This is a genomic window from Bacillus sp. FSL K6-6540 (genome assembly GCF_038007545.1).
This window is the reverse complement of sequence record NZ_JBBOXH010000001.1, coordinates 6,678,673-6,702,260: the sequence shown is the minus strand read 5'-3', so window position 1 is coordinate 6,702,260 and position 23,588 is coordinate 6,678,673. Positions and strand designations below refer to the sequence as shown.

The 23,588-nt window shown below is 49.3% G+C and carries 16 protein-coding genes; all 16 read left to right on the top strand.

The annotated features are described in order from the left end of the window. Window positions 1-27 precede the first annotated feature (27 nt). The 16 genes from MHH82_RS30245 to MHH82_RS30170 all read left to right on the top strand — a co-directional run bounded on the left by MHH82_RS30245 (window position 28) and on the right by MHH82_RS30170 (window position 23,559). On the top strand, window positions 28-909 hold the full coding sequence (locus tag MHH82_RS30245) for a flagellar hook-basal body protein (protein WP_036660349.1): 882 nt from the start codon (window positions 28-30) through the stop codon (window positions 907-909). Between the two features lie 68 nt (window positions 910-977). After that, on the top strand, window positions 978-1,805 hold the full coding sequence (locus tag MHH82_RS30240) for a flagellar hook-basal body protein (RefSeq protein ID WP_015737739.1): 828 nt from the start codon (window positions 978-980) through the stop codon (window positions 1,803-1,805). 9 nt (window positions 1,806-1,814) lie between these two features. Continuing rightward, window positions 1,815-2,015 carry a DNA-directed RNA polymerase subunit beta gene (locus MHH82_RS30235; RefSeq protein ID WP_009594210.1) on the top strand — a complete coding sequence of 67 codons (201 nt, stop codon included), beginning with the start codon at window positions 1,815-1,817 and terminating at the stop codon, window positions 2,013-2,015. 499 nt (window positions 2,016-2,514) lie between these two features. Continuing rightward, a complete protein-coding gene (gene fabZ, locus MHH82_RS30230) occupies window positions 2,515-2,946 on the top strand; it encodes a 3-hydroxyacyl-ACP dehydratase FabZ (protein WP_007133270.1) in 432 nt (143 codons plus the stop codon). 45 nt (window positions 2,947-2,991) lie between these two features. Continuing rightward, window positions 2,992-4,710, top strand: a complete 1,719-nt coding sequence (locus MHH82_RS30225) for a phospho-sugar mutase (RefSeq protein WP_340969231.1) — start codon at window positions 2,992-2,994, stop codon at window positions 4,708-4,710. 120 nt (window positions 4,711-4,830) lie between these two features. Next, the gene (locus MHH82_RS30220) at window positions 4,831-6,849 is read left to right on the top strand and encodes a DUF5693 family protein (protein WP_340969230.1); all 2,019 of its coding nucleotides are present in this window, start codon (window positions 4,831-4,833) and stop codon (window positions 6,847-6,849) included. Next, window positions 6,825-8,063 (top strand): polysaccharide pyruvyl transferase CsaB, encoded by a 1,239-nt coding sequence (gene csaB, locus MHH82_RS30215; protein WP_340969228.1) that lies wholly within the window; start codon window positions 6,825-6,827, stop codon window positions 8,061-8,063. Before MHH82_RS30220 ends, csaB begins: the two co-directional genes overlap by 25 nt. A gap of 5 nt (window positions 8,064-8,068) precedes the next feature. Further along, complete coding sequence (locus tag MHH82_RS30210; RefSeq protein ID WP_340969227.1) at window positions 8,069-8,827, top strand: WecB/TagA/CpsF family glycosyltransferase; 759 nt, start codon at window positions 8,069-8,071, stop codon at window positions 8,825-8,827. Between the two features lie 114 nt (window positions 8,828-8,941). Beyond that, on the top strand, window positions 8,942-10,066 hold the full coding sequence (locus MHH82_RS30205) for a glycosyltransferase family 4 protein (RefSeq protein ID WP_009594254.1): 1,125 nt from the start codon (window positions 8,942-8,944) through the stop codon (window positions 10,064-10,066). A gap of 217 nt (window positions 10,067-10,283) precedes the next feature. Further along, window positions 10,284-13,922: an S-layer homology domain-containing protein gene (locus MHH82_RS30200; RefSeq protein WP_251501329.1), complete on the top strand. Its 3,639-nt coding sequence runs from the start codon at window positions 10,284-10,286 to the stop codon at window positions 13,920-13,922. Between the two features lie 252 nt (window positions 13,923-14,174). Further along, complete coding sequence (locus tag MHH82_RS30195; RefSeq protein WP_009594240.1) at window positions 14,175-14,519, top strand: hypothetical protein; 345 nt, start codon at window positions 14,175-14,177, stop codon at window positions 14,517-14,519. 369 nt (window positions 14,520-14,888) lie between these two features. After that, on the top strand, window positions 14,889-17,909 hold the full coding sequence (locus tag MHH82_RS30190) for an S-layer homology domain-containing protein (RefSeq protein ID WP_340969222.1): 3,021 nt from the start codon (window positions 14,889-14,891) through the stop codon (window positions 17,907-17,909). 82 nt (window positions 17,910-17,991) lie between these two features. Beyond that, on the top strand, window positions 17,992-18,504 hold the full coding sequence (locus MHH82_RS30185; protein WP_340969220.1) for a hypothetical protein: 513 nt from the start codon (window positions 17,992-17,994) through the stop codon (window positions 18,502-18,504). A 181-nt stretch (window positions 18,505-18,685) separates the two neighbouring features. Further along, window positions 18,686-18,973, top strand: coding sequence for an alpha/beta-type small acid-soluble spore protein (locus MHH82_RS30180; protein ID WP_340969218.1), 288 nt, complete (start codon window positions 18,686-18,688; stop codon window positions 18,971-18,973). Between the two features lie 226 nt (window positions 18,974-19,199). Then, window positions 19,200-20,405, top strand: a complete 1,206-nt coding sequence (gene metK / locus MHH82_RS30175; RefSeq protein WP_340969217.1) for a methionine adenosyltransferase — start codon at window positions 19,200-19,202, stop codon at window positions 20,403-20,405. Between the two features lie 451 nt (window positions 20,406-20,856). Continuing rightward, complete coding sequence (locus MHH82_RS30170) at window positions 20,857-23,559, top strand: phosphodiester glycosidase family protein (RefSeq protein WP_340969215.1); 2,703 nt, start codon at window positions 20,857-20,859, stop codon at window positions 23,557-23,559. Window positions 23,560-23,588 lie beyond the last annotated feature (29 nt).

Below are 23,588 nucleotides of genomic sequence, written 5' to 3'. Positions count from 1 at the left end.
ATCTATTTTGGAAGGGAAGTGCCTTCATTGTTAAGAGGTCTATATACAGCCGCTTCAGGGATGATGACCCAGGAGCAGCGACATAATACGGTGACGCAGAACATCGCCAACGTTAACACGACAGGCTATAAGGCAACGAACAGCGTACAGCGCTCGTTCCCTGAAGTTCTGGTCTCGATGATCGGCGGCAACGAGTCGTCGAATGCAGGACGGAAGCTGGGCAAGTTCAACACGGGCGTATACGCGGAGGAGAGCATTTCGCTCTATACGGAAGGCGCGCTCCGGGAAACGAACAAGACAACGGACTTTGCGCTGGTATCCTCGTTCACGGTACAGAATCCGGCAACGGGCCAGGCTTATCCGTTTGATGCTTCGGGCAGATACGTGGATGAGAACGGCGAGGTGATTTACCGGCCGGAAGGATTTTTCACGGTTCAGAACGAGAACGGAGATGTCCGGTACACCCGCAACGGCAGCTTCCGGGTCAGCCCCGAAGGCAACCTGTTGAGCGAGAGCGGCTATCAGGTTCTGGATAACAATAACAGACCGATTGTATTGACAGGTCCGGCGAGTGACTTTACAGTGAATGAGCAAGGAGAAATCATGGACGCCGCTGGCAGAGGGACGGGCATCATTCTCGGCGTCAGCATCGTGAGCCAGCCTCATGGACTGATTCGAGAAGGGCATGGCGTGTTCCGCATGGCTGATCCGGACGGTGAAGTGCGTTTTATGACGCCGGCCGATAACGGAGTGGTCCGACAGGGATTCATCGAAGGGTCCAACGTGGATCCAACGCAGTCGATGGTGGAATTGACCGCTGCGCTGCGCGCGTATGAAACGAATCAGAAAATCGTTCAATATTACGACAGAACGCTGGAGAAGGCGGTCAATGAGATTGGCCGCGTCTAAGCTAACGTCTGTAAGCAGGTAGGCAGCACACTGCTGCCGGAATAATGGGAGCCCACGGGAGGTAAGTAATGAACAACTCGATGATTAGCGCCATGGTGTCGATGAATGCCCTCCAGCAGCGATTGGATGTCATTGCGGACAATATGGCAAACGTCAACACGGCCGGTTATAAGAAAAAGGAGGCATCCTTTGAGGATGTGCTGACACAGGTTCAGGGCCATCACAAGGATTTCGACCGGACGGGCCGTGCGACGCCGCTTGGATATACACTCGGGTACGGCATGAGATTATCTTCCGTTGTGCCAAACATGGAGCAGGGCGCCATGAAGGAAACCGGCAACCCGCTCGATCTGATGATTGACGGGCAAGCCATGTTTGCGGTTCAGGGAGACGGCGCGATCGGATATACCCGCGAAGGCGGTTTCCACGTATCCCCGGACGCCCGTAATCCGAACAACCTGCTGCTGGTCAATTCACAAGGCTATCCCGTACTTGACGTGAACGATAATCCGATCTCTCTTCCGGCGAAAGGGAAAGTTGCCATCAATGAGAGAGGTCAGATTATTGTAGAGACCCCAACGGGTGGCCGTACGGCTCCTTATGCTACCTTGAAGCTGGTTGAGCTTGAGCGTCCGGAGGGACTGGTCGCTGTAGGGGATAACCTGTTTGTCTTAGGGAACGGTTTAGCGGAAGGCGACGTATTCGATACGACGCCGCCTGCTCCGGGCGAGCCTCCTAAATCCAAGGTGCTGTCCGGATTTGTGGAGCAATCCAACGTGAACCTGACCGATGAATTGACCAAGATGATGGAAGTTCAGCGGGCCTACCAGCTGACGGCACGCGCGCTTAGTTCCAGCGATACCATGATGAACCTTGCCAACACAATGCGAGGGTAGGTGGGCATCATGAGTGAATCAAACGCCAAAAAACGCTCCAAGACATCCGGATGGAAAATCGCCGTCCGTATCATGATTCCTGTATTGCTCGTACTGGCATTATTTGGGGGTATGGTCTTCGGATATGTTGTCCTGGGGGATCAGGAGCTTAGTGAAGTGTTTGAATGGGGCACATGGAAGCATGTTTTTGATTTGATTTTCGCACCGTGACGAAGGTCGGGGTGACATACAACGTTGTTGATAAGATGCCAAACTCCCTGGAAGGGAGTTTTCTTTTTTTAGGGTTAAACGGTATAATGGGATGGGACTTGCGTATTAACTTTGTCATTTCATGACAATGGACGGATGTATATAAAATAACCCCACAAAGTGGAGCCTATGCTGCGATGCTTATTCCAAATACTTTGCGGGGACCCCAAAAACTTGTAAAAGGGCCCTCTCCTCGTACACGGAATGTCCGAAGGAGAAAGCCCCTTATCTGAAACCTTCACTTCTGCAGCGGTGAAGGATATCCATCATTTTTTCCGCAACTCCTTCTTTTTATGCAAATGATCCGAAATTCGTTAAAGAACCTCGAAGATGAAGCATGATACAACCATCGGCAATACCTTCCGCTGCTTGAGAAATCGGCATAGCGTCGCAACTGGAACGAACTCCCCTTTTCAAACGCTATGCTTGGCGGGTACGTACATAAGGAGGATTTAATACTATGTTGAACATCAAACAGATCCAAGAGATTATTCCGCATCGTCCCCCGTTTTTGCTCGTCGATAAGATCGTGGAGATCGAGGATGGCAAACGGGCGGTCGGCATCAAGAACGTGACGATCAACGAACCGTTTTTTGTCGGGCATTTCCCTGAATATGCCGTTATGCCGGGAGTCCTGATTGTAGAAGCTTTGGCGCAAGTCGGCGCTGTGGCGATTCTCAACGTAGAGAGCAATCGGGGCAAGCTCGGCTTTTTGGCGGGCATTGACGGTTTCCGTTTCCGTGGACAAGTGGTGCCGGGAGACACGCTGCGCCTGGAAGTCGAGATCATTCGCCTGAAGGGCATGATCGGCAAAGGGAAAGCGACCGCAACAGTGGATGGACGCGTAGTGGCCGAGGGAGAAATTATGTTTGCTCTCGCGGATAAGGAGTAATTTTCAGACTATTCTTGTTTGGATGAGGAAGGGAGACTTTTTTTCATGTCAGAGATGAGTCAGAGAACAATCGATACGGTACAGCGTTGGTTGAATGATCCTTATGTAGATGAGGAGACGAAACAGGAGCTGCGTTCACTCGAGCACGATGCCAAAGAGCTGGAGGAGCGGTTTTATCGTGATCTGGAATTTGGAACGGGCGGTCTGCGCGGCGTCATCGGTGCAGGCAGCAACCGGATGAATAAATATACGGTAGGTCGCGCAACGCAAGGCTTTGCGCAGTATATTCTGGAGGCTCACGGCGATGCGGAGGGCAAGCCTTCCGTTGTCATTGCCCATGATTCCCGGCATTTCTCGCCGGAGTTTGCGTTGGAGGCTGCTTTGGTTCTGGCCGGCAACGGGATTGTAGCCAAGCTGTACCCTTCCTTGCGTTCTACGCCGCAATTGTCATTCAGCGTGCGCCACTTGGGTGCTACCGGAGGGATTGTCATCACGGCAAGCCATAATCCGCCGGAATATAACGGTTATAAGGTGTACAACCGTGAAGGCGGCCAGCTGGTGCCGGACGAAGCGGAAAACGTGATTGCCCGGATTCAGGAGGTGGATTCTTTCTCCGCCGTGAAGAGGCTGTCGCAGGCGGATGCCGAGGCACAGGGTCTGTTGGTTTGGCTGGGCGAAGCGGAGGACCAGGCTTTTGTGGATACGGTGACCGATGTCAGCGTGAATCGGGAGCTTATCGCGTCCAAGCTGGGCGAGGATTTCAAAATCGTATTCACGCCGCTCCACGGAACAGGGCAAGCCCCGGTCGAGCGGGTGCTTCGGAACATCGGCTTTAAGCATATCCATGTCGTTCCTGAGCAAGCACAGCCGGACGGCAATTTCTCCACCGTGAAATCTCCGAATCCGGAGGAACGTGAAGCGTTCACGCTTGCGATGAAGCTTGGCGAGGAAGTAGGAGCCGACATTTTGATCGGGACGGATCCCGACGCGGATCGCATGGGGGCTGTCGTGAAGAACGGCCAAGGTGAATACGTCGTGCTGACAGGCAATCAATCGGGCGCGATTATGATCCACTATTTGCTGGGTCAATTGAAGGAAGCGGGTAAGCTCCCTAACAATGGTGCCGTAATCAAGACCATCGTAACAAGCGAGATGGGAGCCGCGATTGCCGAGCATTATGGTGCCGCCGTGTTGAATACATTGACGGGCTTCAAGTACATTGGCGAGAAAATGACCCAGTTCGAGGAGTCCGGCAGCCATACGTATCTGTTCGGCTATGAGGAGAGTTACGGCTATTTGGCAGGCAACTATGCGCGCGATAAGGATGCTGTGCTGGCCTCGATGCTGATTTGCGAAGCCGCCGCCTACTATAAAGGACAAGGCAAGACGCTGTACGATGTGCTGCAGGAGCTTTACGAGCAGTTCGGTTATTTCCTCGAGACGCTGGAATCCCGGACGCTCAAAGGCAAGGATGGCGTTGCCCAGATTCAAGCCAAGATGTCCGATTGGCGCGACAATCCGCCCCAGAAGGTCGGGGGCCAATCGGTTAAGCAGGTCCTTGACTATGCGGAGGGCTTGGACGGATTGCCGAAGGAAAACGTGTTAAAATATTTGCTTGAAGACGGTTCTTGGTTCTGCCTGAGACCTTCGGGCACCGAGCCGAAGATCAAAGTGTATTTTGCCGTGCGCGGCGAATCTTTCGGCGATGCGAAGGCCAAAATTCAATCGCTCTCGGATCAAGTCATGGCCCGGGTAGACGCTTAACCATAGATACATTTTAATGAGAGAAGAGAACGAAGGGGATTTACGATGGTTGCGCAAGGCATCAAATAGCTGTTGCCCTCCATCGTAAATCCCCCGCAGGTTCGATGAGGAGGTACTTTCGTGGTTCAGAAATGGAAACGCTGGAACACGGCAGCCCGCAAGTGGCTGTGGATTCTGGTTGTTCTTGGCGTTGCAGCGGCCCTGCCTGTAGGTTATGACCGACTGCAAACAGAATCAACATCAAAGAACGTCGAGTTGGTGTTTGATTATCGGGATTTGTTGGATGTCGCGGTGTATCAATCCAAGCCGCAGGATTTTATATCCGAGCAGCTGGATCGCCTGAAAGACGCTGGCGTGATCAGTATGGCGCTTTATGAAAGCACGCTGGACGAGCTGGCGAAATCGCGGCGGATATCGGTATATGACGGGCAGCAGGTCGCCGATCTGACAGGTACGACGGTCTCCCCGAACGAGAATTTTACGTATGTTGCATTCCTGAACGAGGAAAGCGCAGCTTTAATTAAACCCATCATTCAAGACACGTTCACGAGACTGGGGATTCCGGTAAGATCATGGCAGTTCGAGCGCGCAGTGGACGGATTGGTGCTGGAAACTCCGCGTTCCAATTCGGTCATTAAACCGTTGTCTCCAGACCCGATTACGATCAGCATGCTGAGGGAGAAGGGCTTTAACATTGTGCCGCGTCTGTCGGACAGTCTTCCGTATGACCAGGCTTACATGGAGAAGCTGATGGCGTACTTCGCGGATAACGGCGTGAAACGCATTCTGTTTGAAGGGGATTCCGCCAGAGGTTTTAATGATCAAGCCGAAATGAAAAGCCTGGATTCCTTTGGCCAGCTGTTGAACCAGCATGGGATCGGCCTCGTGGCGATTGAGAATATCAAGCGTCCGCAAAAAGGCTTTACGAAACTTGCCTATTTAACGGATTACAACGTAACCCGTATTTATTCCTTAAGCGAGCGGGATGCTAATCTGGAGCCCGAGGTTATCGGGGACCGCTTCGCCCTGGCATCCAAAGACCGTAACATTCGGATGTTCTATTTGAATGCAGAGCCGAGCCGGGATATGACCAAGGCTTCCGTTACCCATCCGCTGGATAATCTGATTGACAGTTTGACCGGGGCGGGCCAAGCCATCAAGCAGATCGAGGACAATGGCTTCACTATGGGCCCTGCAGAGCCGTTTAAGGTAACTGACTCGTCCTTGCAGCGTTACTTTAAGCTTGGGGCGGTCGTCGGAGCCATCGCCCTGATTTCACTCATGATTTCCTATTACATTCCGTTCTTGACGATTGCAGCCTTCCTGATTGGGCTTGTGGGCAGCGCCGGATTATATGTTCTAATGCCGACATTGCTTGAACAGGCCTTGGCTTTATTTGCCGCGATCAGCGCTCCAACGGTTGCCGTCATATTGGCCATTCGCAAAGTCAATGAAACGCAGAAGAGCATTCCGGACATGAGTCCTGGCAGAAGAGTGACCCATTCGATCGTATTGCTGGTCAAAACCTCGATTTTGTCGCTTGCGGCTGTACCGATCGTTGTTGCGTTATTGAACAATGTGACCTATATGCTCGTGCTGGATCAGTTCCGTGGCGTGAGCTTGCTGGCTGCAGCTCCGATTGGGCTTATTGCGATCTACGTGGTTCTGTATCGCGGGGGATCGACTTACAGCGCAATTCTGAAGTTGCTTAAAGCGCCGATCTCACTGACATGGGTCATCGCAGCGGGTATTGTGGCCATCGTTGGCTGGTACTATCTCACCCGTACTGGTAATGCAGGCTCCGTATCTTCGATCGAAATGGCATTCCGTACATTCCTGGAAAATACGTTTGGCGTACGTCCGCGTAACAAGGAATTCTTGCTTGCTCATCCGATGATGGTGCTCGGCGTGTTCCTGTCATTTAAGTATCGTCATGCCGTATACCTTCTCATTATCGGCGTGATGGGGCAGCTGTCGATGGTCGGAACATTCACGCATATTCACACGCCTCTCTATATTTCGGCGATTCGGGTGGTATTGGGCCTTGGACTCGGCCTGATCATCGGATTGATAGCGATATTGGTATGGCAAGTGGCAGAAAGGATCTGGAAACGATGGTCTCCACTTCTAAGACAATAGTCATTTCCGGATATTACGGATTTAAAAATAGCGGTGACGAAGCGGTGCTGAAATCGATTCTGACCGCATTAGAGCAGGAAGGACAGGCAGCGGGGGTCGATATCAACCCCGTTGTGCTTTCCATTGACCCGGAATGGACTTCGGCTGCCTACGGGGTTAAATCGGTACATCGGATGAAGCTCGGCGAGGTTCGACAGGCGATCAAGGACAGCGACGGTTTGATCAGCGGCGGAGGAAGCCTGCTGCAGGATGCTACCAGTCCGAAGACCATTCCTTATTATCTGGGCGTTCTCAAGATCGCGCAGTGGCTCGGTAAGCCGACGTTCATTTATGCCCAGGGCGTTGGCCCGGTGAACCGTAAACTGTTTTATCCGATGATTCGCTCGATCTTCCGTAAATGCACGTATATCTCGGTGCGGGACATGCAGTCGGGCGAACTGCTTCAGTCCATGGGAATATCGGGGGAAGCCGTGCACGTCGTGCCGGATCCGGTGATGGGGTTGCCGCTGGCGGAGGGAAAGGGTGTCCATCTGGATTCCCACTCGGGATCAGCGTTTAAAGAGAATGAAGCTGCACCAGTTTCTTCTATAGAAGAGCAGCGCGAATCATCCGAAGAACCTGTAAAGCCATCCTCGTTATCAAGCGAAGAGATGCAGGGCTCTCTTCCGGTCATCGGCATTTCGGTTCGGTATTGGCATCCGGAACGAAAAGAGCTGAAGGCTGTAGCGGAAGGTTTAAAGGCATTGGCCGAACAACGACCGGTGCATCTTCGCTTTCTTCCTTTTCATCAGCCGGATGATATTGAGGCTTCGCAGTTTATAGCGGATGCCATAGGTAATGTTTCCAAGAATGGCTCTGCCTTGAGTTTCTACCGCGATGAGAAGCAGCCGCAGGACATGCTGCGCGAGGTTAGCCGTTGTGATATGATATTGGGCATGCGCTTGCATAGCCTGATCTATGCCGCGAATCAGAGCGTGCCGCTGCTCGGAATTTCTTATGATCCGAAAATCAACCACTTCTTGAAGCGGCTTGGCAGCGAGCCTGTCGGAAGCAGTGAATCTCTTGACCCGAACGTATTAAAGGATCAGATGCTGAAGCTGTTGGACGATGCAGCGGCATGGAAGGCGGAGCATGGCGAGCAGATTGCCTTGCTGAAACGCGAGGCTGCCATGCCTGCACGCCACATTGCCCAATATTTACGCCATAGAGGATGATAAACATGAAACAGACCTATCCATTTCCTACCGTATCGGTATTCGAGATTCCGTTTTCCAAGCTAAGCATGAAAGATACGGTGAAATACCTGACAGAGGCTGTGCAGTCGGGGCAGCCCCATCATGTGATTACGGCGAATCCGATCATGGTGATGACGGCCGTCAACAATCCGGAGTATAAAGAGATGATGCAAAGAGCTGAAATCATCGTTCCGGACGGCACCGGAATCGTCTGGGCCGCCGGTGTGGGCGGCGATCCGTTGGAGGGACGCGTGACCGGCTTCGAGCTTTTACATGAATTGTTGAAGGTCGGGGAAACCTATAGATGGAAGTTCTTTCTGCTTGGAACTACCTCCGAAGTGATTCAGGAAGCTGCCGAAAGGTTACAAATGCAATATCCGGCTGCAATTATATGCGGCTGCCGGGACGGTTTTTTTGGGCCTGATGAAGATGCTGCCGTCATCGAACAGATACGGGCGGCTTCACCGGATATTTTGTTTGTGGCGCGCGGTGCGGATAACCAGGAGCCTTGGATTGCCCAGCATAAACAGGCGCTCCAGGTTCCGGTCGTGATGGGCGTCGGGGGATCGTTCGATATTATCTCCGGCAAACTGAAGCGGGCACCGAAGGTGTTCCAAAAGCTGCGTCTCGAATGGTTTTATCGCCTTCTGAAGGAGCCTACCCGTTACAAAAGAATGCTTGCGCTGCCGAAATTCGTAGTGAAAGTGCTGCGCGAGAAAGAAAACGTAACGAAATCGAGCTGAATGGCTCATTTCTGTGGGTAAAATCCGGGAAATCACCGGAAATTGGCATTGGTTTTCGGACCCGAAGGGAGTATAATTCAACCGGTAGACTTTTATTGGGGGTCGAATGATTACATGTTAATGATATACATCATCGGGTTTATCGTATCGCTGGCGCTCGCTCTGCTCTTAACCCCGCTTGTAAAGAAGTTTGCGGTTAAGATTGGTGCCGTTGACGTTCCTAATGCCCGCAAGGTTCATACCCGGATCATGCCCCGACTCGGGGGACTCGGCATTTATCTGGCTTTTATTCTTGGACTCATTGCGGTTCTTCCTTTTTTGCCGGATAGCCTGTCGCCTCGTGATGCCAACTTCATGAAGGCATTTCTGATCGGCGGTTCCATGATCGTATTGATCGGAGCCTTGGATGATCGATTTGAACTTTCGGCCAAAGTGAAGTTTTTGGCTCAGATTGCAGCTGCCTGCGTAGTTGTATTCGGATTTAATATTACCGTGGACTTTGTAAATATACCGTTCCAGGACCGTTACTCCATGCTGGAGAGCTGGGTATCGATTCCGCTTACGATCTTCTGGATCGTCGGCGTAACGAACGCGATTAATTTGATTGACGGGCTTGACGGACTTGCAGCAGGCGTATCCGGCATTGCGATCGGCACGATCCTGGTCATGGCCGTCTTGATGGGCAACACAACCGTAGCCCTGCTCTGCCTGCTGCTCCTCGGCAGCATTATCGGTTTCCTGTTTTTCAACTTCCATCCGGCAAAGATTTTCATGGGAGATACGGGGTCATTATTCCTTGGATTCAGTTTGGCCATGCTGTCCCTGCTTGGATTTAAGCAGATTGCGATTGTGTCCTTTATTACGCCGCTGATCATTATCGGCGTTCCGCTGTCGGATACGTTCTTCGCGATCATTCGCCGCAAAATCCAGAAGAAACCGATCTTTGCTCCGGACAAGGGCCATTTGCATCACTGCCTGCGCGAGCTTGGATTCAGCCATCGCCAGACCGTGTTGATCATTTACGTCATTGCCGCGTTTTTCGGCGTATTGGCCGTCATTCAATCGTCGGCTGCCATGTATGAAGCGAACTGGGTGACGTTTGTGGTTATCTGCGTCATGATGTGTTTCATGCAGATCGGTGCCGAAGTCATCGGACTGGTCGGCAAGACCAAACGGCCGATTCTCGGGCTGATTAACCGGATGCGGATGAAGGCAAATCCCGAAAGCCGCACCAAATAAAACTTATTCTTTTTCATTATGAGTCCGGTACGGACATGCCAGCCTCGCCCAAAAAGGGTGAGGCTTTTTTGTGCTTTTTTCTAAATAATTGAATGTCTGGGACCGATATATGAACTATGCGCAAGTACCAATCTGTCAGTGAAAGCGAGGGGACCCAGTGAACGACGCAACACCCAAAACGGACGCCAACGTCCGAATGATCAAGGAGGCACAACCGTTGAAGAAAAATTTCCGTACAATAGCAAGCCTGTTATTGGCCATTGCTATGTTCTTTTCCCTTATTCCGGCATTACCGGCTTCAGCTGCAAATGGAGCCTTGTTTTTTCACTTTTCCAATCTAAGTACGGATCCGAATTCTCCAACGCCGGAGAACCGGAGCTCCATTTCGGTTTCGGGTACCTACAACGGCATTAATCCGAACACCATCTCGTATGAAATCAAACGGTTCGATGACACAACCACGGGCGGCACCGGCGTCAAGCCGATCCTGGACGAAGCAGCGAATACGTTCGAGTTCCTGAGCGTGCAGCTGAACCAAGGCGTGAACAAAATCATCGTGTCCGGCATGAGCACGCAAGGCCAGCAGATGAGTGCTACGGCCTACGTGAAGTTCTCCGATGTACCGGCTGTTTACGAAGTAGCGCTCAGTGATGGACGCGTTCTGGAAGAGAATGCTTCCAAGCCGGTTGTCGTTACTACGCAGACCGTCAGCATTTCCGTCAAAGCGACGAATGGATCCAAGGGTGTTACCGTCAATGGGCAGAATATGTATGCCGGCGGCGGCGATACGTATTACTCCGCAGGGATCCTGCTGCAGAAGGGCGTCAATGATCTGGTGATCGTCGTGAACTCCGAATCGAAATCCCAGACCATCAATAGACAGGTCGTTTATCATCCGACAGGTTCTATAACTGTCAATCAACTGAAGATTGGCGGCACAAATATCGATGGACAGGCGGTTGTTACCGGTACGGTGAACGGCGTCATCTCCGGTTATGTGATCGTGGATGCTCCTCCGGCTGGTACCCCAGCGGTTCCCCCGATCCTTGAAGTATCCGTATTTTCGGTAGGAGCCACAAATCCGATCATGACCTCGCCAGCAACCGTAGGTGCGGCAAGCTTGCTGGGCAATACCTTGATGTATCCTTTTACAACGACCGGCACTACCAGCATCACTCAGAGTGGGGATTATTTTGTACTCACTAAGGATACTACCACGGGCTTTGATGTGAAGAATTCTTTTACTTACCGCGATGTCAGTGCGCCTACCATCAAGCAGGTGTACCAATTGTACGGCGTAACGGAGAGCGGGGGAACGGTATCGGCTACCTCCCAATCCATTTTCCCAAGCAGTAACAACACCGTCCTGAATGAACTGCCGATCTATTTAATGGTCGAGCAAGTGAACGCAGGCAATGTCGAGATAGAGTCCAGCAAGGGCGGCGGCACGATCGCTCAGAAGTTTACCTATAACAGCCACACGGTTTTCAAAATCACGAACCTGCCGACAGGTCAGCAAAATCTGATCATCAAGGTCAGCAATGGGTCGGGCGTTTCCGATACCAAAGTCATCCCGGTGACGTTCTTGTCTTCTTCTTATATTGATATTTTCAATTTGTACAACAACCAGGTATTTAAGAACAGCTCGGATTTCAACCAAGTGACAGGACGCATTGTCAACTACACAGGGACTACAGGACTTACGATTTCCCTGAACGGTAACACTCGCGATCTGAACGTGAACGGCAACGGGGAATTCAGCTTTACGGATACGACGTTCCTGCAGCTGATTCCAGGTCCGAATACGTTGGTGGTCGCCGACAAGAGCGGGAAAATCTCGACGAAGCTGACCCTGCTTTATTTTAGCGATACCCGTTCGGTTATCAAAAACATGATCCCATTCCCGGTTGGCTCCGCAACGGAATCCGATCCGGACGGATTGTTCCGAGAAACGGCTGAGAATGCGTATAACACATATGAAAAAGCTTTGGGTCTTCGCTTTGAAGTGGAGTACACGGATGAGATTACGGTGAACCTCAGTCATCCTACGCCAACCATCTTTGCAGTATTTACCAAAAATAACCAAGGAACCTGGACTCTTTCGGGCGGTGCCCTGAAGACGCAATTGGATCCCATTAATCCGGCGGATTACGACCGGTACTTTACCATTGGCAATGGCGCAAACTCCAGCTCGGCCCGCGTGGTGTTCAAAGAGCTCGCACTACCAGAGGTTGGTTTGCAGGCAATCAGCATCGGTTCGCGTTATCAGTCGGTTACAACAACCGATACCATCGAAATCACGCGCGAACGTGCACCTTACCAAGTGCTGTCTCCTAAACTGCCGAACGAAGGCGTGCTGAAACAGAACTTTGTAGAGGTAAGCATCAAGGCTGAGGGAGCTGACGCCATTCTGATTGGCAAAACGCCAATGGTGAAATCCGAAATCAGCGACATTTTCCGTCTTGAGGTCAAAAACCTGAAAAACGGCAAAAACACCATCAAGTTTACGATCGAACAAGGCACCAAAAAGACAAACGGCCAATTCGTCGTAACGTACACAGACGATGCAACGGAAGGCTCCCAGTTTAAAACCAATATTTCGAAGTCCGGTAAAGTGTCCGTATTTAAAGGCGGCGTATCGCTGTCCTTGCCGAAAGGCACCGTGCTTCAACAGGCGAAATCAAGCCCTACGGCTGAAGTGCCAACGATCAACCTGCTCGGCGAGCATGACATCCTGTTCGGCATTGCCAACCAGATCGATGGTCGTACGATTAAAGCCTATAACCGGATCGGCGAAATCGAGAACGGCGTGGAAATGGACGGACGCCTGTCCCTGATACCAGGGGATAACAACAATGCGTTCCGTTTCACGCCGGCTGCGCATTTCGGATATGCCTCTCCGCTTTACTGGCTGGATGCAGGTTCGCTTAATGCCTACAGCAGCAACGTGGAAGACTTTAATGTAAAAGCGGCAACGCATCCGTACGCAAAAGGGCACGAATTCCATCAACGCTTGATTCCTCAAAACTGGATGGAGCTCTCCCAAAAAGGTACGATTACCTTGAAATACGATTCCGCGCTGGTGAATTCGGCTTCCAGCAATCTGGGCATCTGGTGGTACAACCCGTCCCAAGGAACCTGGATCAACATCGGCGGAAAAGTAGACGCCAAGAAGAAAACCATTACCGCTCCATTCAAGGGCTTCGGTTACTACGCCGTTAAATCCTTGCGTTACAGCTATTCCGATGCAATCTCGCATAAGACGGCTCGCAACGATATCGAATTGATGCTGGCCAGAGGATACATGAAAGCGTCCAAGCAGGATGCGTTCGGCGTGTATGATCCGATGACTCGCGGCGAATTTGCTACGATTATCGTGAAGCTGCTGGATATTCCGTTGGATTACGATACCGACAAGAACAAGCTGACCTTTGATGACATTTATCAGGAAAGTGTCGTCAACAGCATGCAGTGGGATTACCGTTACATCGAGACGGCAGCCAGAAAAGGGATCATCCGCGGCATTGCGCCTCGAAGCTTTGCTCCGAATATGGAGCTGACCCGCGAGGAAGCGGCCAATATGATCGCACGCGCGCTGAACCTGAAGATGGGCGAAGTCGAAAAAGATAAAGCAGCGCTTCAGAAGCAATTCGAAGATGTGGGCAATATCAAGTCGAACTACTCCTATCCAGCCATTCTTGCCGTAAGCAAGGCCGGCATTCTGACCGGCGTTGCGAACAGCTTGAAGGAAGGCGAGAGAAAGCCGACTTATAACTTCAACCCGGATGCGGTGCTGAATCGTGCCGATACGGCAACCGTCGTTAAACGCATGATGAGCAAGCTGAAAATGCTGTAAGCCATTATTCATAAGTTAGGATTTACATGACAAAAGGAACGAGAGCCGATGCCCAATTTCTATTGGCAGGGCTCTCTTTTTTTCCTGCACAGCTTTTAAGGAACAGGTTATATATGTCATAATTAACAAGATCTTATGGGCGTACTATGCCCCGCGGAAACCGTTTACCAATATCTATTGTTTTGTAATTTCATGTAGAATACGCTACAATAGCGGAAGCACATACTATTTTTAGAGGGTGAAGATGAATTTATGAAGCCGATATTATCAAAAGCGCAGCTCGACTACATGAAGGCGAAGACCAAGTTCGAGGAAAAAGCCAAAGTGATGGAGAAGAAGATTGAGCTGGCTCGTGCCACTCATGATGAGATAACTCAGGAAGTCATGGAGGGACTCGTTGTTGAGACAGGCTTTCATGATTCATTTAACGAAATGACAGCGGCTGAGAATGCGTTGATCCAATGGTCACATACTACAATTAAACATGATAAGACATATCGTACGAATAAAGCGGAGATCGATCAGATGTACAGCACGCTGCACAGCAATCCAGAAATGCGCGCGCGGATTATCCAACTCGCTATGAAGATTCGCTAGCATTCTACAAAGGACGCCGATAAGGCGTCTTTTTTTGTTGTCGCAATATGTAAATGAAGGCCTGTTATATGAAGCGGGGGAACTTTGAAAAAAAATTTTAAAAAAACTTTGCAACTGCCGCAACTTTTTGGAAAATCAAACGTTTATAATGTAGAGCCCAACGAAGTAACCAAGATTATCCGATGCAAGAAGATTGTCTATTAATTAGAAAAATGTTCTTTACGGTGTTGGGGACTCGTTGTATAATACCTAGGTAGGATTAGGAATCTATTCTAGTATGTAGTGTTCTCTCGTTAACAAGATTCTGTGATATCGTCACAGACATCATTTATGATTTATGCTCAACTCGGGAAAGGAGGTGCAGGACAAATGAGTGATAAGAGCTACCAAATTAAAGAAAATAATCAAGTGATGATTCAAGGAGGAGAAAAAAAGGTTATGAAGAAAATTTTATCCGTAGCACTGTCTACAGCAATGGCATTCTCCATGTTTGCTTCTGTTGCATTCGGTGACGACGCACTCAACACTCAACAGAAATTTGATGTACTGAAAGAAAAAGGGATCTTCACTGGTTATCCAGACGGAACTGCTGGCCTGGACAAAGAAATGACTCGCGCTGAGTTCGCTAAAGTCCTGGTTGGTATCATGGGTCTTGAGCCAATCGAAGGCAAAGCATCTTTCAAAGACAAAAACTACAAAGCTGACAAATGGCCAGCTCCTTACGTAGAAGCAGTTTACGCTGCAGGTCTGATGGAAGGTAAAAACACAACGAAAATGATCTTCGACTTCAATGGTAAAATCACCATTCAAGAAATGGCGAAGGTTCTCGTTACTGCACAAAAACTCGAAATCCCAACTGAAACGAACAACAACGCTTCTGATTGGGCTAAAGGTTATGTGCAAGCAGCAATCAACGCTGGTCTGGTAGACGCTAAAGCGAACCCTAAAGCGAACGCTTCCCGTTCCCAACTGGTTGACGTAGCTTACTCCATCTACCTGGCTCAACAAAAACCAGCTGTAGTTTCTTACGAAGTTAAAGAAGACGGCAAAGTAGTTGAGTTCAAACTTGCTAACAACGAAGTTGTTAAAGTAACTTTGGAAACTGCTTTGAAAGCTAACACAGCTACAGAAGTTAAGTTCTCCCACAACAACTACGACTACACTGAAAAAGTAACTTGGGTTGTAACTGCAGCTACTAAGATTCAAAGCGTTGCGGGTACTAACTACAAGCAACTGGTTGTAACTTTCGACGGTGAAGTTGATACTAAAACTGCTACCAACGAAGAAAACTACACGATCAGCAACGTTGCAGTTGACTCTGCTTCCCTGTCTGCAGACAAGAGAGTTGTTACGCTGACACTGACTGAGAATGGTAACAAATTGCCACAGCAAAAAGCTACCAACCTGAAAGTGAATGGCGTTAAAAACTCCGATGGAAGCAGAACTTTCAATGAAACAGTTTCCTTCTCTGTGAATGATACTGCAATTCCTGAAGTTAAAACGGTTACTGGTCTGGGAACAAGCGCTGTACGCGTTCAATTCTCCGAGCCTGTAACAAGACTTTCTGCTGGTAACATCGCTAACTATCGTATCGATGGTAAACCGATTTCCGGAACAATTACTTATAGCTACCTTACAAATTCCGTAGTTATTTCTACTCCACTTGCTGTTGGTGAGCATACTTTGACAGCTGAAGGTGTAACTGATTTTGCTAACTTTAAAGTTGGTAATGCAAGTTCCACATTCTCGGTAGTTGAAGATACTGCTGCACCAGAGGTTGTATCTGCTGTTGCTAAAGACCTGCAAACAGTAGTTGTGACTTTCAACGAGCCGATTAAATCGGTAAGCAAAGGTTATCATACTTCTACTGCAAGACCAGCTACAGTGTCAATTAGTGACAATGAAGTTACATTGAGCTTCACTGAACCTAACCGTCTGGGTCTGGGCGAAACAGAAGTTTTCCTTGAAGCTGTAAGTGACTACAGCAATAACTCTTCTAACCGTTCGACTAAAGTAACTCCTGTAGTTGATACTGAGCGTCCAACAGTTGTTGGTGTCAATGCGAAGTCCACAGACACAACAGCAATCACTGTTGAGTTCTCTAAATCGGTTAAAGAGTCTGACATTCAAAACAGAAGCAACTTTGTTCTGAAAAAAGCAGATGGAACAGTGTTCTCCGGAGCTGGTTTCACAAGCGCCGGTAACCCAACTACTTCTCCTAGCTATGCAACGAAGGCTAACGGAACTGTTGATAACACTAAAGCTGTTCTGAAGTCTATCGGATCGAATTTGCCAGCTGGCAAATACACTCTGGAAATCTCCGGAATCCGCGACAACACTGCTTTTGGTAACACTATGGTACCTCAAACTGTGGAAATCAATGTAACACAAGCTGGCGCTATCGAGACTACTGCTGCTTGGTATACTCTTGATTCCGCAAATGACCAATACAACATTTATGTACAGTTTGACAGAAACGTTGCAACTTCTGGTGAAGGTAATGCGCTTGATGTTAACAAGTACAACTATGTTGTTGGAAGCACTTATTATCCAATTCCAGCAAATGCATCGATCACTTCTTACACAGCTAATACAGTTGTAATTACTGTAAATAAAGATGATCTGAATGCTAACTTCAGTGATAATACTGTTGCTAAGAAAATCCGTGTTGTCAACGTAGCTGACCTTAACGGAAACTATGTAAACACAACTGGAAGTGTTACTGATCTGACAGCACAAGAAGTTTCCCGCGTTGCTATCGGTGACGTGAATGCTACAGGTGCAAGAACAATTGTTGCTAAGTTTAAAGGTGAGTTGGGATATGTTGATGCACGTGACTTTGTAGTTGGTTCTGCATCCGTACCAACTGATGTTTATGGCTTCTCCGTAACAAATAAAGGCTTTGCTAACGGCGAAACAACTGTTGAGTTCAATCTTACTAAAGATCTTCCTGCTAACACAGGTGATGTAGAATTGAGAACTTCTTCTACAAGCTCAGCTGATCTGCATACTGTAGATAACTACGGTCGTAAGATTGCTCCAATCAAGAAAGATGTTGCTGACAAAATTAAGCCATCCATTGTTGAAAACTCCAATGGTACTAAACAAGTTAGTGCAACTGCAACTGCAGTTACTATTAACTTCACTGAAGACCTTAACCTTGCTCAAACTGCAGCTACATTTGTAGTTCGTGTAAATGGTAACGCAGTTGAAGTGGCTGATTACACTGCAAGTGTTAGCGGAAATCAATTGGTAATTACTCTTGATAATGCTGCTCCTGCAACTGCTTTGATCGAGGTAGAACTGAAAGGTAACCCAGACGGTTTGTACCTCACAGATAAGAGCGGAAATGCAGCTGACAACTTTAGTGTTTCAGCACGCGTTAACTAATCTGTATCTGTAATGCCTTATTAGAACCCTTACCCTTGAGGTAAGGGTTCTTTTAAATTTATAGTTATTGAAGAGGTGCAGTATGAAAAACAAGAAAATGATGAAGATGAAAGTTTTGTCTGCATTTTTGGTGCTAGCTATCGGGATTGCAATCGGCTCCATCCTCAACACCCCCGCCGACGGCGCAGGCACCACCCCAGGCACTACTGACGATCCGGTTGTCACCAAGAGTTACGTAGACCAACAAATCCAGCAAGCACTCAATGGCGGTGGTGGGGGGACTACCAACCCAACCAATCCTACGCAACCATCGCAAGGTGCCGATGAAGTGAAAAACGTGGCGTTGAAGCCAGGGAAGATTCTAATCGCCGACGCAGGAACGGAGTTCATTGTACGTTCAGGTAACGCTGTGATCTACACAGAAGTCGCTAGCGGCGTTGCGGACCTTACGGATGGTAAAGACCTGTTAAACGGCGAAACGGCGCCTAAGAACCATCTGCTTTCCTTCCCGCGTGAAGGTCGCGGTATTCAGGTGAAAGAAGGGCAGTCAAGCAATCTGATTGTCATGGTACGTGGCGGTTACACCATTAAATAGTGTCAGCAACTAGGGGCAATAGCCCCTGCTAATATTGCCTCTTCCACCAAGTACGTGTTAACTTTCGTTCGGTATGATCCTCTTATAATTATTGCCAGTTGTGACAACGTTTTATACGTGTTGACGCTGTGTTCTCGACAAATAATAACTTCTGTAAAAACCAATACAGGAGGTGTATTTCATGGCACGCAGCAGTCGTAATCGTCAAGTGGTTCCGGAAAGTCGTGAAATGCTGAAGCAAATGAAATACGAAATCGCAGCAGAGTTTGGATTACCGGTGGGATATGGCAGCAGCTCGTATGGAGCGGATACGGAATTCGGTTCTGAGCTTGGAGCCATCGGAGGAGGTTACTCCAGCCGTCGTGCTGGATGGGGGCATCTGACATCCCGCGAGAACGGATCCGTTGGCGGAGAGATCACGAAGCGTTTGGTTCAAAACGCCGAGCAAAGCCTCTTCGGCAGACTGTAGTCATTTTTCAATTGTATAGGGAACTTATTCTTGATTAACATCCGATTGAAAAACCCAAGAAAATCCTTGAAAAACAGCTCACTAACTGGATTGACACCTGGTAACAAATAAGTTAATATGCATGTTGAGGATTGTACATTTCAAACCTTTTCCTGTCGGAAAAGGTTCATTTTTTGTGTAGGACCTCTTGATATATCACATACTATTCATATGGGAGGTTGATCTCATGTCTTTAACAGGGCGACGTTTATTTACATCTGAGTCCGTAACTGAAGGACATCCGGATAAAATCTGTGACCAGATTTCTGATGCGGTACTCGATGCTTTTTTGGCTAACGATCCGAACGCGCGCGTAGCTTGTGAAGTTTCCGTTGCGACTGGTCTTGTTTTGGTCATTGGTGAAATTAGCACTAAATCTGAATACGTGGATATTCCATCCATCGTACGCAATACCGTGAAGGAAATCGGGTATACCCGTGCTAAATACGGTTTTGATTCCAATACATGCGCGGTGCTGACATCGCTGAATGAGCAATCGGCCGATATTGCACAAGGGGTAAACGCTGCACTGGAGAATCGTGATCCTTCCCAAGTGGACAAGGAAACCGAGAACATCGGTGCTGGTGACCAAGGTCTGATGTTTGGTTTTGCAACCAACGAGACGCCAGAATTGATGCCTCTTCCAATTGCATTGTCTCACCGTATCGCTCGTCGTTTGTCCGAGGTTCGTAAAGACGGTACGCTGGAATACCTGCGTCCGGACGGTAAAACTCAGGTAACGATTGAGTACGACGGCAATACGCCGGTTCGCGTGGATACGATCGTGGTATCGACTCAACATGCCGAAGAAGCAACGCTGGAGCAAATCCAGAAGGATATTAAAGAACAAGTTATTCTTCCTGTCGTACCGGCTGAATTGCTGGACGCCGAAACTAAATATTTCATCAACCCTACCGGCCGTTTCGTCATCGGTGGTCCTCAAGGCGATGCTGGTCTGACAGGCCGCAAAATCATCGTGGACACCTATGGCGGCTACGCTCGTCATGGCGGCGGTGCATTCTCCGGTAAGGATCCTACAAAAGTCGACCGTTCCGCTGCTTACGCGGCGCGCTACGTGGCTAAAAACCTGGTTGCCGCAGGACTCGCGGACAAGTGCGAAATCCAATTGGCTTACGCCATCGGTGTCGCTAACCCAGTGTCGATCAGTGTCGACACATATGGTACAGGTAAAGTGAGCGAAGAGAAGCTGGTTGAGCTTGTGCGCAACAACTTTGACCTGCGGCCGGCTGGAATCATCCGCATGCTGGATCTTCGTCGTCCGATCTACAAGCAAACGGCGGCGTACGGACATTTTGGACGTACCGACCTGGATCTGCCTTGGGAACGCGTTGACAAAGCCGAAGCGCTGAAAGAACAAGCTGGCGCAAACTAAGGTAATTTTAGGATATGTTCCGGATATAAAGTTTAGGCATGTGCCATTCCATTTTTCTTTTGAAAAAAGGCACATGCCTTTTTGTGTTTAAAATCCTCTCAAGATGTAGTGATGAAACTGGAGATGGAATTAGAATTTATGACAAAAATGCAATAATTATAAAGCCGATGCCTAGTGTAGGTATCGGCTGTTTTTGATTAATAATTGGTAATAAAGGAATATACTTTATGACAAACTAGTTACTTTTAGATGAAAATATAGTAACATAGGATTGATTTACATAGGCTCCTAAAAAATGCCGCTACAATTTTGCTAAGACTTGGTGTACGATACGCGAAAGTGTTTTTTTTATAACAAATTCGTAACTTTTCCTCGAAAATGAAGTCTATTAAATAGAGACTTTATATGTTCGGCATCCGTGTTGAACGAGAGATGGGAGAGTTACGATTACATGGTTAGTCAGGGGAAAACACTGAAGTCTGCAAAATCAGGCGTGGGCAAGAAATGGTTGATTATCACATTGGCCGGGGTCATCTGGGTGGGCCCTGTGCTGAGCAGCGGAATACCGGTGATAGGGAATCTATCAGCTTCCACGGTAGCATACGCGGCAACCACATCAGCGAAGAAGCTGGGTGAGGAAATCATTACGTCCGGCGCGGTTTTAATGAAGTATCAGTACATCAACAGTGCCGGCGCGAAATCGCTGGCGAATGTCATCCGGGTGGATCTGAACAACAAATATGTGAAGCTGGATGTCATGACAGGACAAGGCAATCAATTTACTACAAGACAAAGCACGGGCGGAATGGCGAAGGAAAACGGTGCGGTAGCAGCGATCAACGGGGATTTCTTTAATACTGGCAGAGAAGGAGCACCGATGGGCGCGCAAGTCTCGAATGGTCTTATGATGTCGTCGCCTTCGGATCTTAAAGGCATGTATGCTTTTGCCGTGACGAATGACGGAAAGCCGATCCTGGACGAGTTTGCTTTTTCGGGAAGCATTACCGCTGAGAACGGAACCACATTCCCGCTGGCAGGCATGAACAAAACAGCATACACACCGGAAGGTACCGGATCGAATTACAGCCATGTGAACGCAGCTTATATATACACAAGTGCATGGAAAGCTCTGGAGCGTCCGAAAAACAGCTCAAGCACACCGACCGAAGTAATGGTGACCGACGGGGTCATAACGGATATTTCGGTGATGGCCGGAATACCTACGGCAGTTCCGGAAGGAAGCTACATTCTTCGTACGCATGGTGCCGCAGCCGAGTTCGTGAAGAACAACCTGGCCGTAGGCCAGAGGTTAGAAGCGGATTATGCGCTCGTATCGAAAAAGACCGGTCAAAAGCTGGATCCTACGAATCTGCAGATGATGATTGGCGGACATACGATACTGGTGGATAACGGCAAAGCGACGTCCTTTTCAAGAAACGTGAATGATCTTGGAGGCAATCGTGCGCGTACGGCGGTGGGTTACTCCAAAGACGGACGTTACGCCTACCTGATCGCCACGGAGAGCAACGATAACAGCAAAGGCATGACGCTGCAGCAGCTTCAGGATTTCATGACGAAGGTTGGCGTTTGGAAGGGAATGAACCTCGACGGCGGCGGATCGACCACGATGGTCAACCGTCCGTTAGCCGAGATGAATACCCAGCTGACCTTCAACACGGAGTACGGGACGACGCAGCGAAGCATCGTTAATGCACTCGGCGTGTTCTCGACGGCACCTAAAGGCAGCTTGAAGGGCTTGAAGGTAAGCGGCAGCAACACACTGCTGATCGGGCAGATCGGAGCATATCAACTCAAAGGCTACGACACCTACTATAATCCCATTGAGGCTGGCTCGATTAAACCGACCTGGAAATCCAGCAACGGCAACCTTGCGGTTAACGGCCAAAGCATAAAAGCAACGAAGCCGGGCACAGCGACCCTGACGGCGGTAAGCGGCAGCACCAAAGCGACGATGCAAGTCAAGGTGCTGGGTGCGGATGATCTCGTTGCCTTGACTACAGGCGTTTCCAGTGCACCGCTGCAGGCTGGAACGAGCGTTTCCGTACCGGTAACCGCCGTAACGAGCAGCGGCCAAAGCTTGGAGGTTCCGAGCAGCGCGCTGAAATGGGAGTTTATCGGCTTCAAAGGCAGTGTCAAAGACGGCCGCCTGACCGTCTCCTCCGTGAACAGCAATACAAAAGTCGGTTATGCCATCGCACGTTATGACGGATTTAGCACGGTCGTTATTTTGTCGGCAGCAGGCGAGAGTACGTGGGAGAACTTCGAGAATGTGAATTACCCGGTGAAGTTCACGACCAACGTGCCTGCAGTTACCGGGACGGCAGCGATCCAAAATGGCAGCGGAACAAAAGCAGCCTCCAAAGTCTTGAACCTAACCTATGATATGACAGGCGGGCTGGGACAAAAAATGTACGCTTATGCCGAGCTGAATGGCACGACAGGCAAAACGATTCCTGCACAGGCAACGTCGATGACGATTGACGTGGAGGGAGATAACAGCCTGAACTGGCTGCGTGCGGAGCTCAAGGACAATAACGGGAAAACCGTGTACGTCGATCTGGCTAAGGCGATGGATTGGAGCGGCTGGAAGACGCTGAGCATCGATTTGAGCGGATATAACATTGCGTTCCCGGCTCAGATGAAGCGGCTGTATGTCGTGAACGTGGAAGAGGGTCAGGACGAGCGTGCATTGACTGGGGCTGTGTCTTTTGACGATATTCGCTTCACGATGCCGTCCCTGTCAGGTAATGAAGGACTTCCAACCGGTAAAGCGGTCATGACCATTGGGCAAAAATCGCTCATGCTGAATGGTTCGAAAGTGGCAATCGATTCCGCGCCAATCCTGAAAAACGGAACGACCTATGTTCCGATTAAGCATGTGCTCGACGCCTTCGGCGGGCAAGCGACCTGGAACCAATCCGCGCAGCGGGTAGGCGTCCTGAGAGGCGGCATGCTCATGGAATTGACGGTAGGCAAAAAAGAATTCATCCTCAACGGTAAACGCAGTTCGGCGGCTGTGGCACCTATGGTTCAAGGCGGTAGGACTTTGGTCCCTCTTCGTCTCGTTTCCGAGCAATTAGGCCTTAAAGTAAAATGGGACAAGAACACGAAGACCGTTACGATCGAATCATGATATGGTATGATATGTATATGAAACGTTAG

Coding starts and splice junctions, on each gene's coding strand:
- MHH82_RS30205 (WP_009594254.1), top strand. CDS start 8,942: ATGTTAATGATATACATCATCGGGTTTATCGTATCGCTGGCGCTCGCT.
- MHH82_RS30190 (WP_340969222.1), top strand. CDS start 14,889: ATGAGTGATAAGAGCTACCAAATTAAAGAAAATAATCAAGTGATGATT.
- MHH82_RS30235 (WP_009594210.1), top strand. CDS start 1,815: ATGAGTGAATCAAACGCCAAAAAACGCTCCAAGACATCCGGATGGAAA.
- MHH82_RS30170 (WP_340969215.1), top strand. CDS start 20,857: ATGGTTAGTCAGGGGAAAACACTGAAGTCTGCAAAATCAGGCGTGGGC.
- metK (WP_340969217.1), top strand. CDS start 19,200: ATGTCTTTAACAGGGCGACGTTTATTTACATCTGAGTCCGTAACTGAA.
- MHH82_RS30240 (WP_015737739.1), top strand. CDS start 978: ATGAACAACTCGATGATTAGCGCCATGGTGTCGATGAATGCCCTCCAG.
- MHH82_RS30195 (WP_009594240.1), top strand. CDS start 14,175: ATGAAGCCGATATTATCAAAAGCGCAGCTCGACTACATGAAGGCGAAG.
- csaB (WP_340969228.1), top strand. CDS start 6,825: ATGGTCTCCACTTCTAAGACAATAGTCATTTCCGGATATTACGGATTT.
- MHH82_RS30185 (WP_340969220.1), top strand. CDS start 17,992: ATGAAAAACAAGAAAATGATGAAGATGAAAGTTTTGTCTGCATTTTTG.
- fabZ (WP_007133270.1), top strand. CDS start 2,515: ATGTTGAACATCAAACAGATCCAAGAGATTATTCCGCATCGTCCCCCG.
- MHH82_RS30180 (WP_340969218.1), top strand. CDS start 18,686: ATGGCACGCAGCAGTCGTAATCGTCAAGTGGTTCCGGAAAGTCGTGAA.
- MHH82_RS30210 (WP_340969227.1), top strand. CDS start 8,069: ATGAAACAGACCTATCCATTTCCTACCGTATCGGTATTCGAGATTCCG.
- MHH82_RS30225 (WP_340969231.1), top strand. CDS start 2,992: ATGTCAGAGATGAGTCAGAGAACAATCGATACGGTACAGCGTTGGTTG.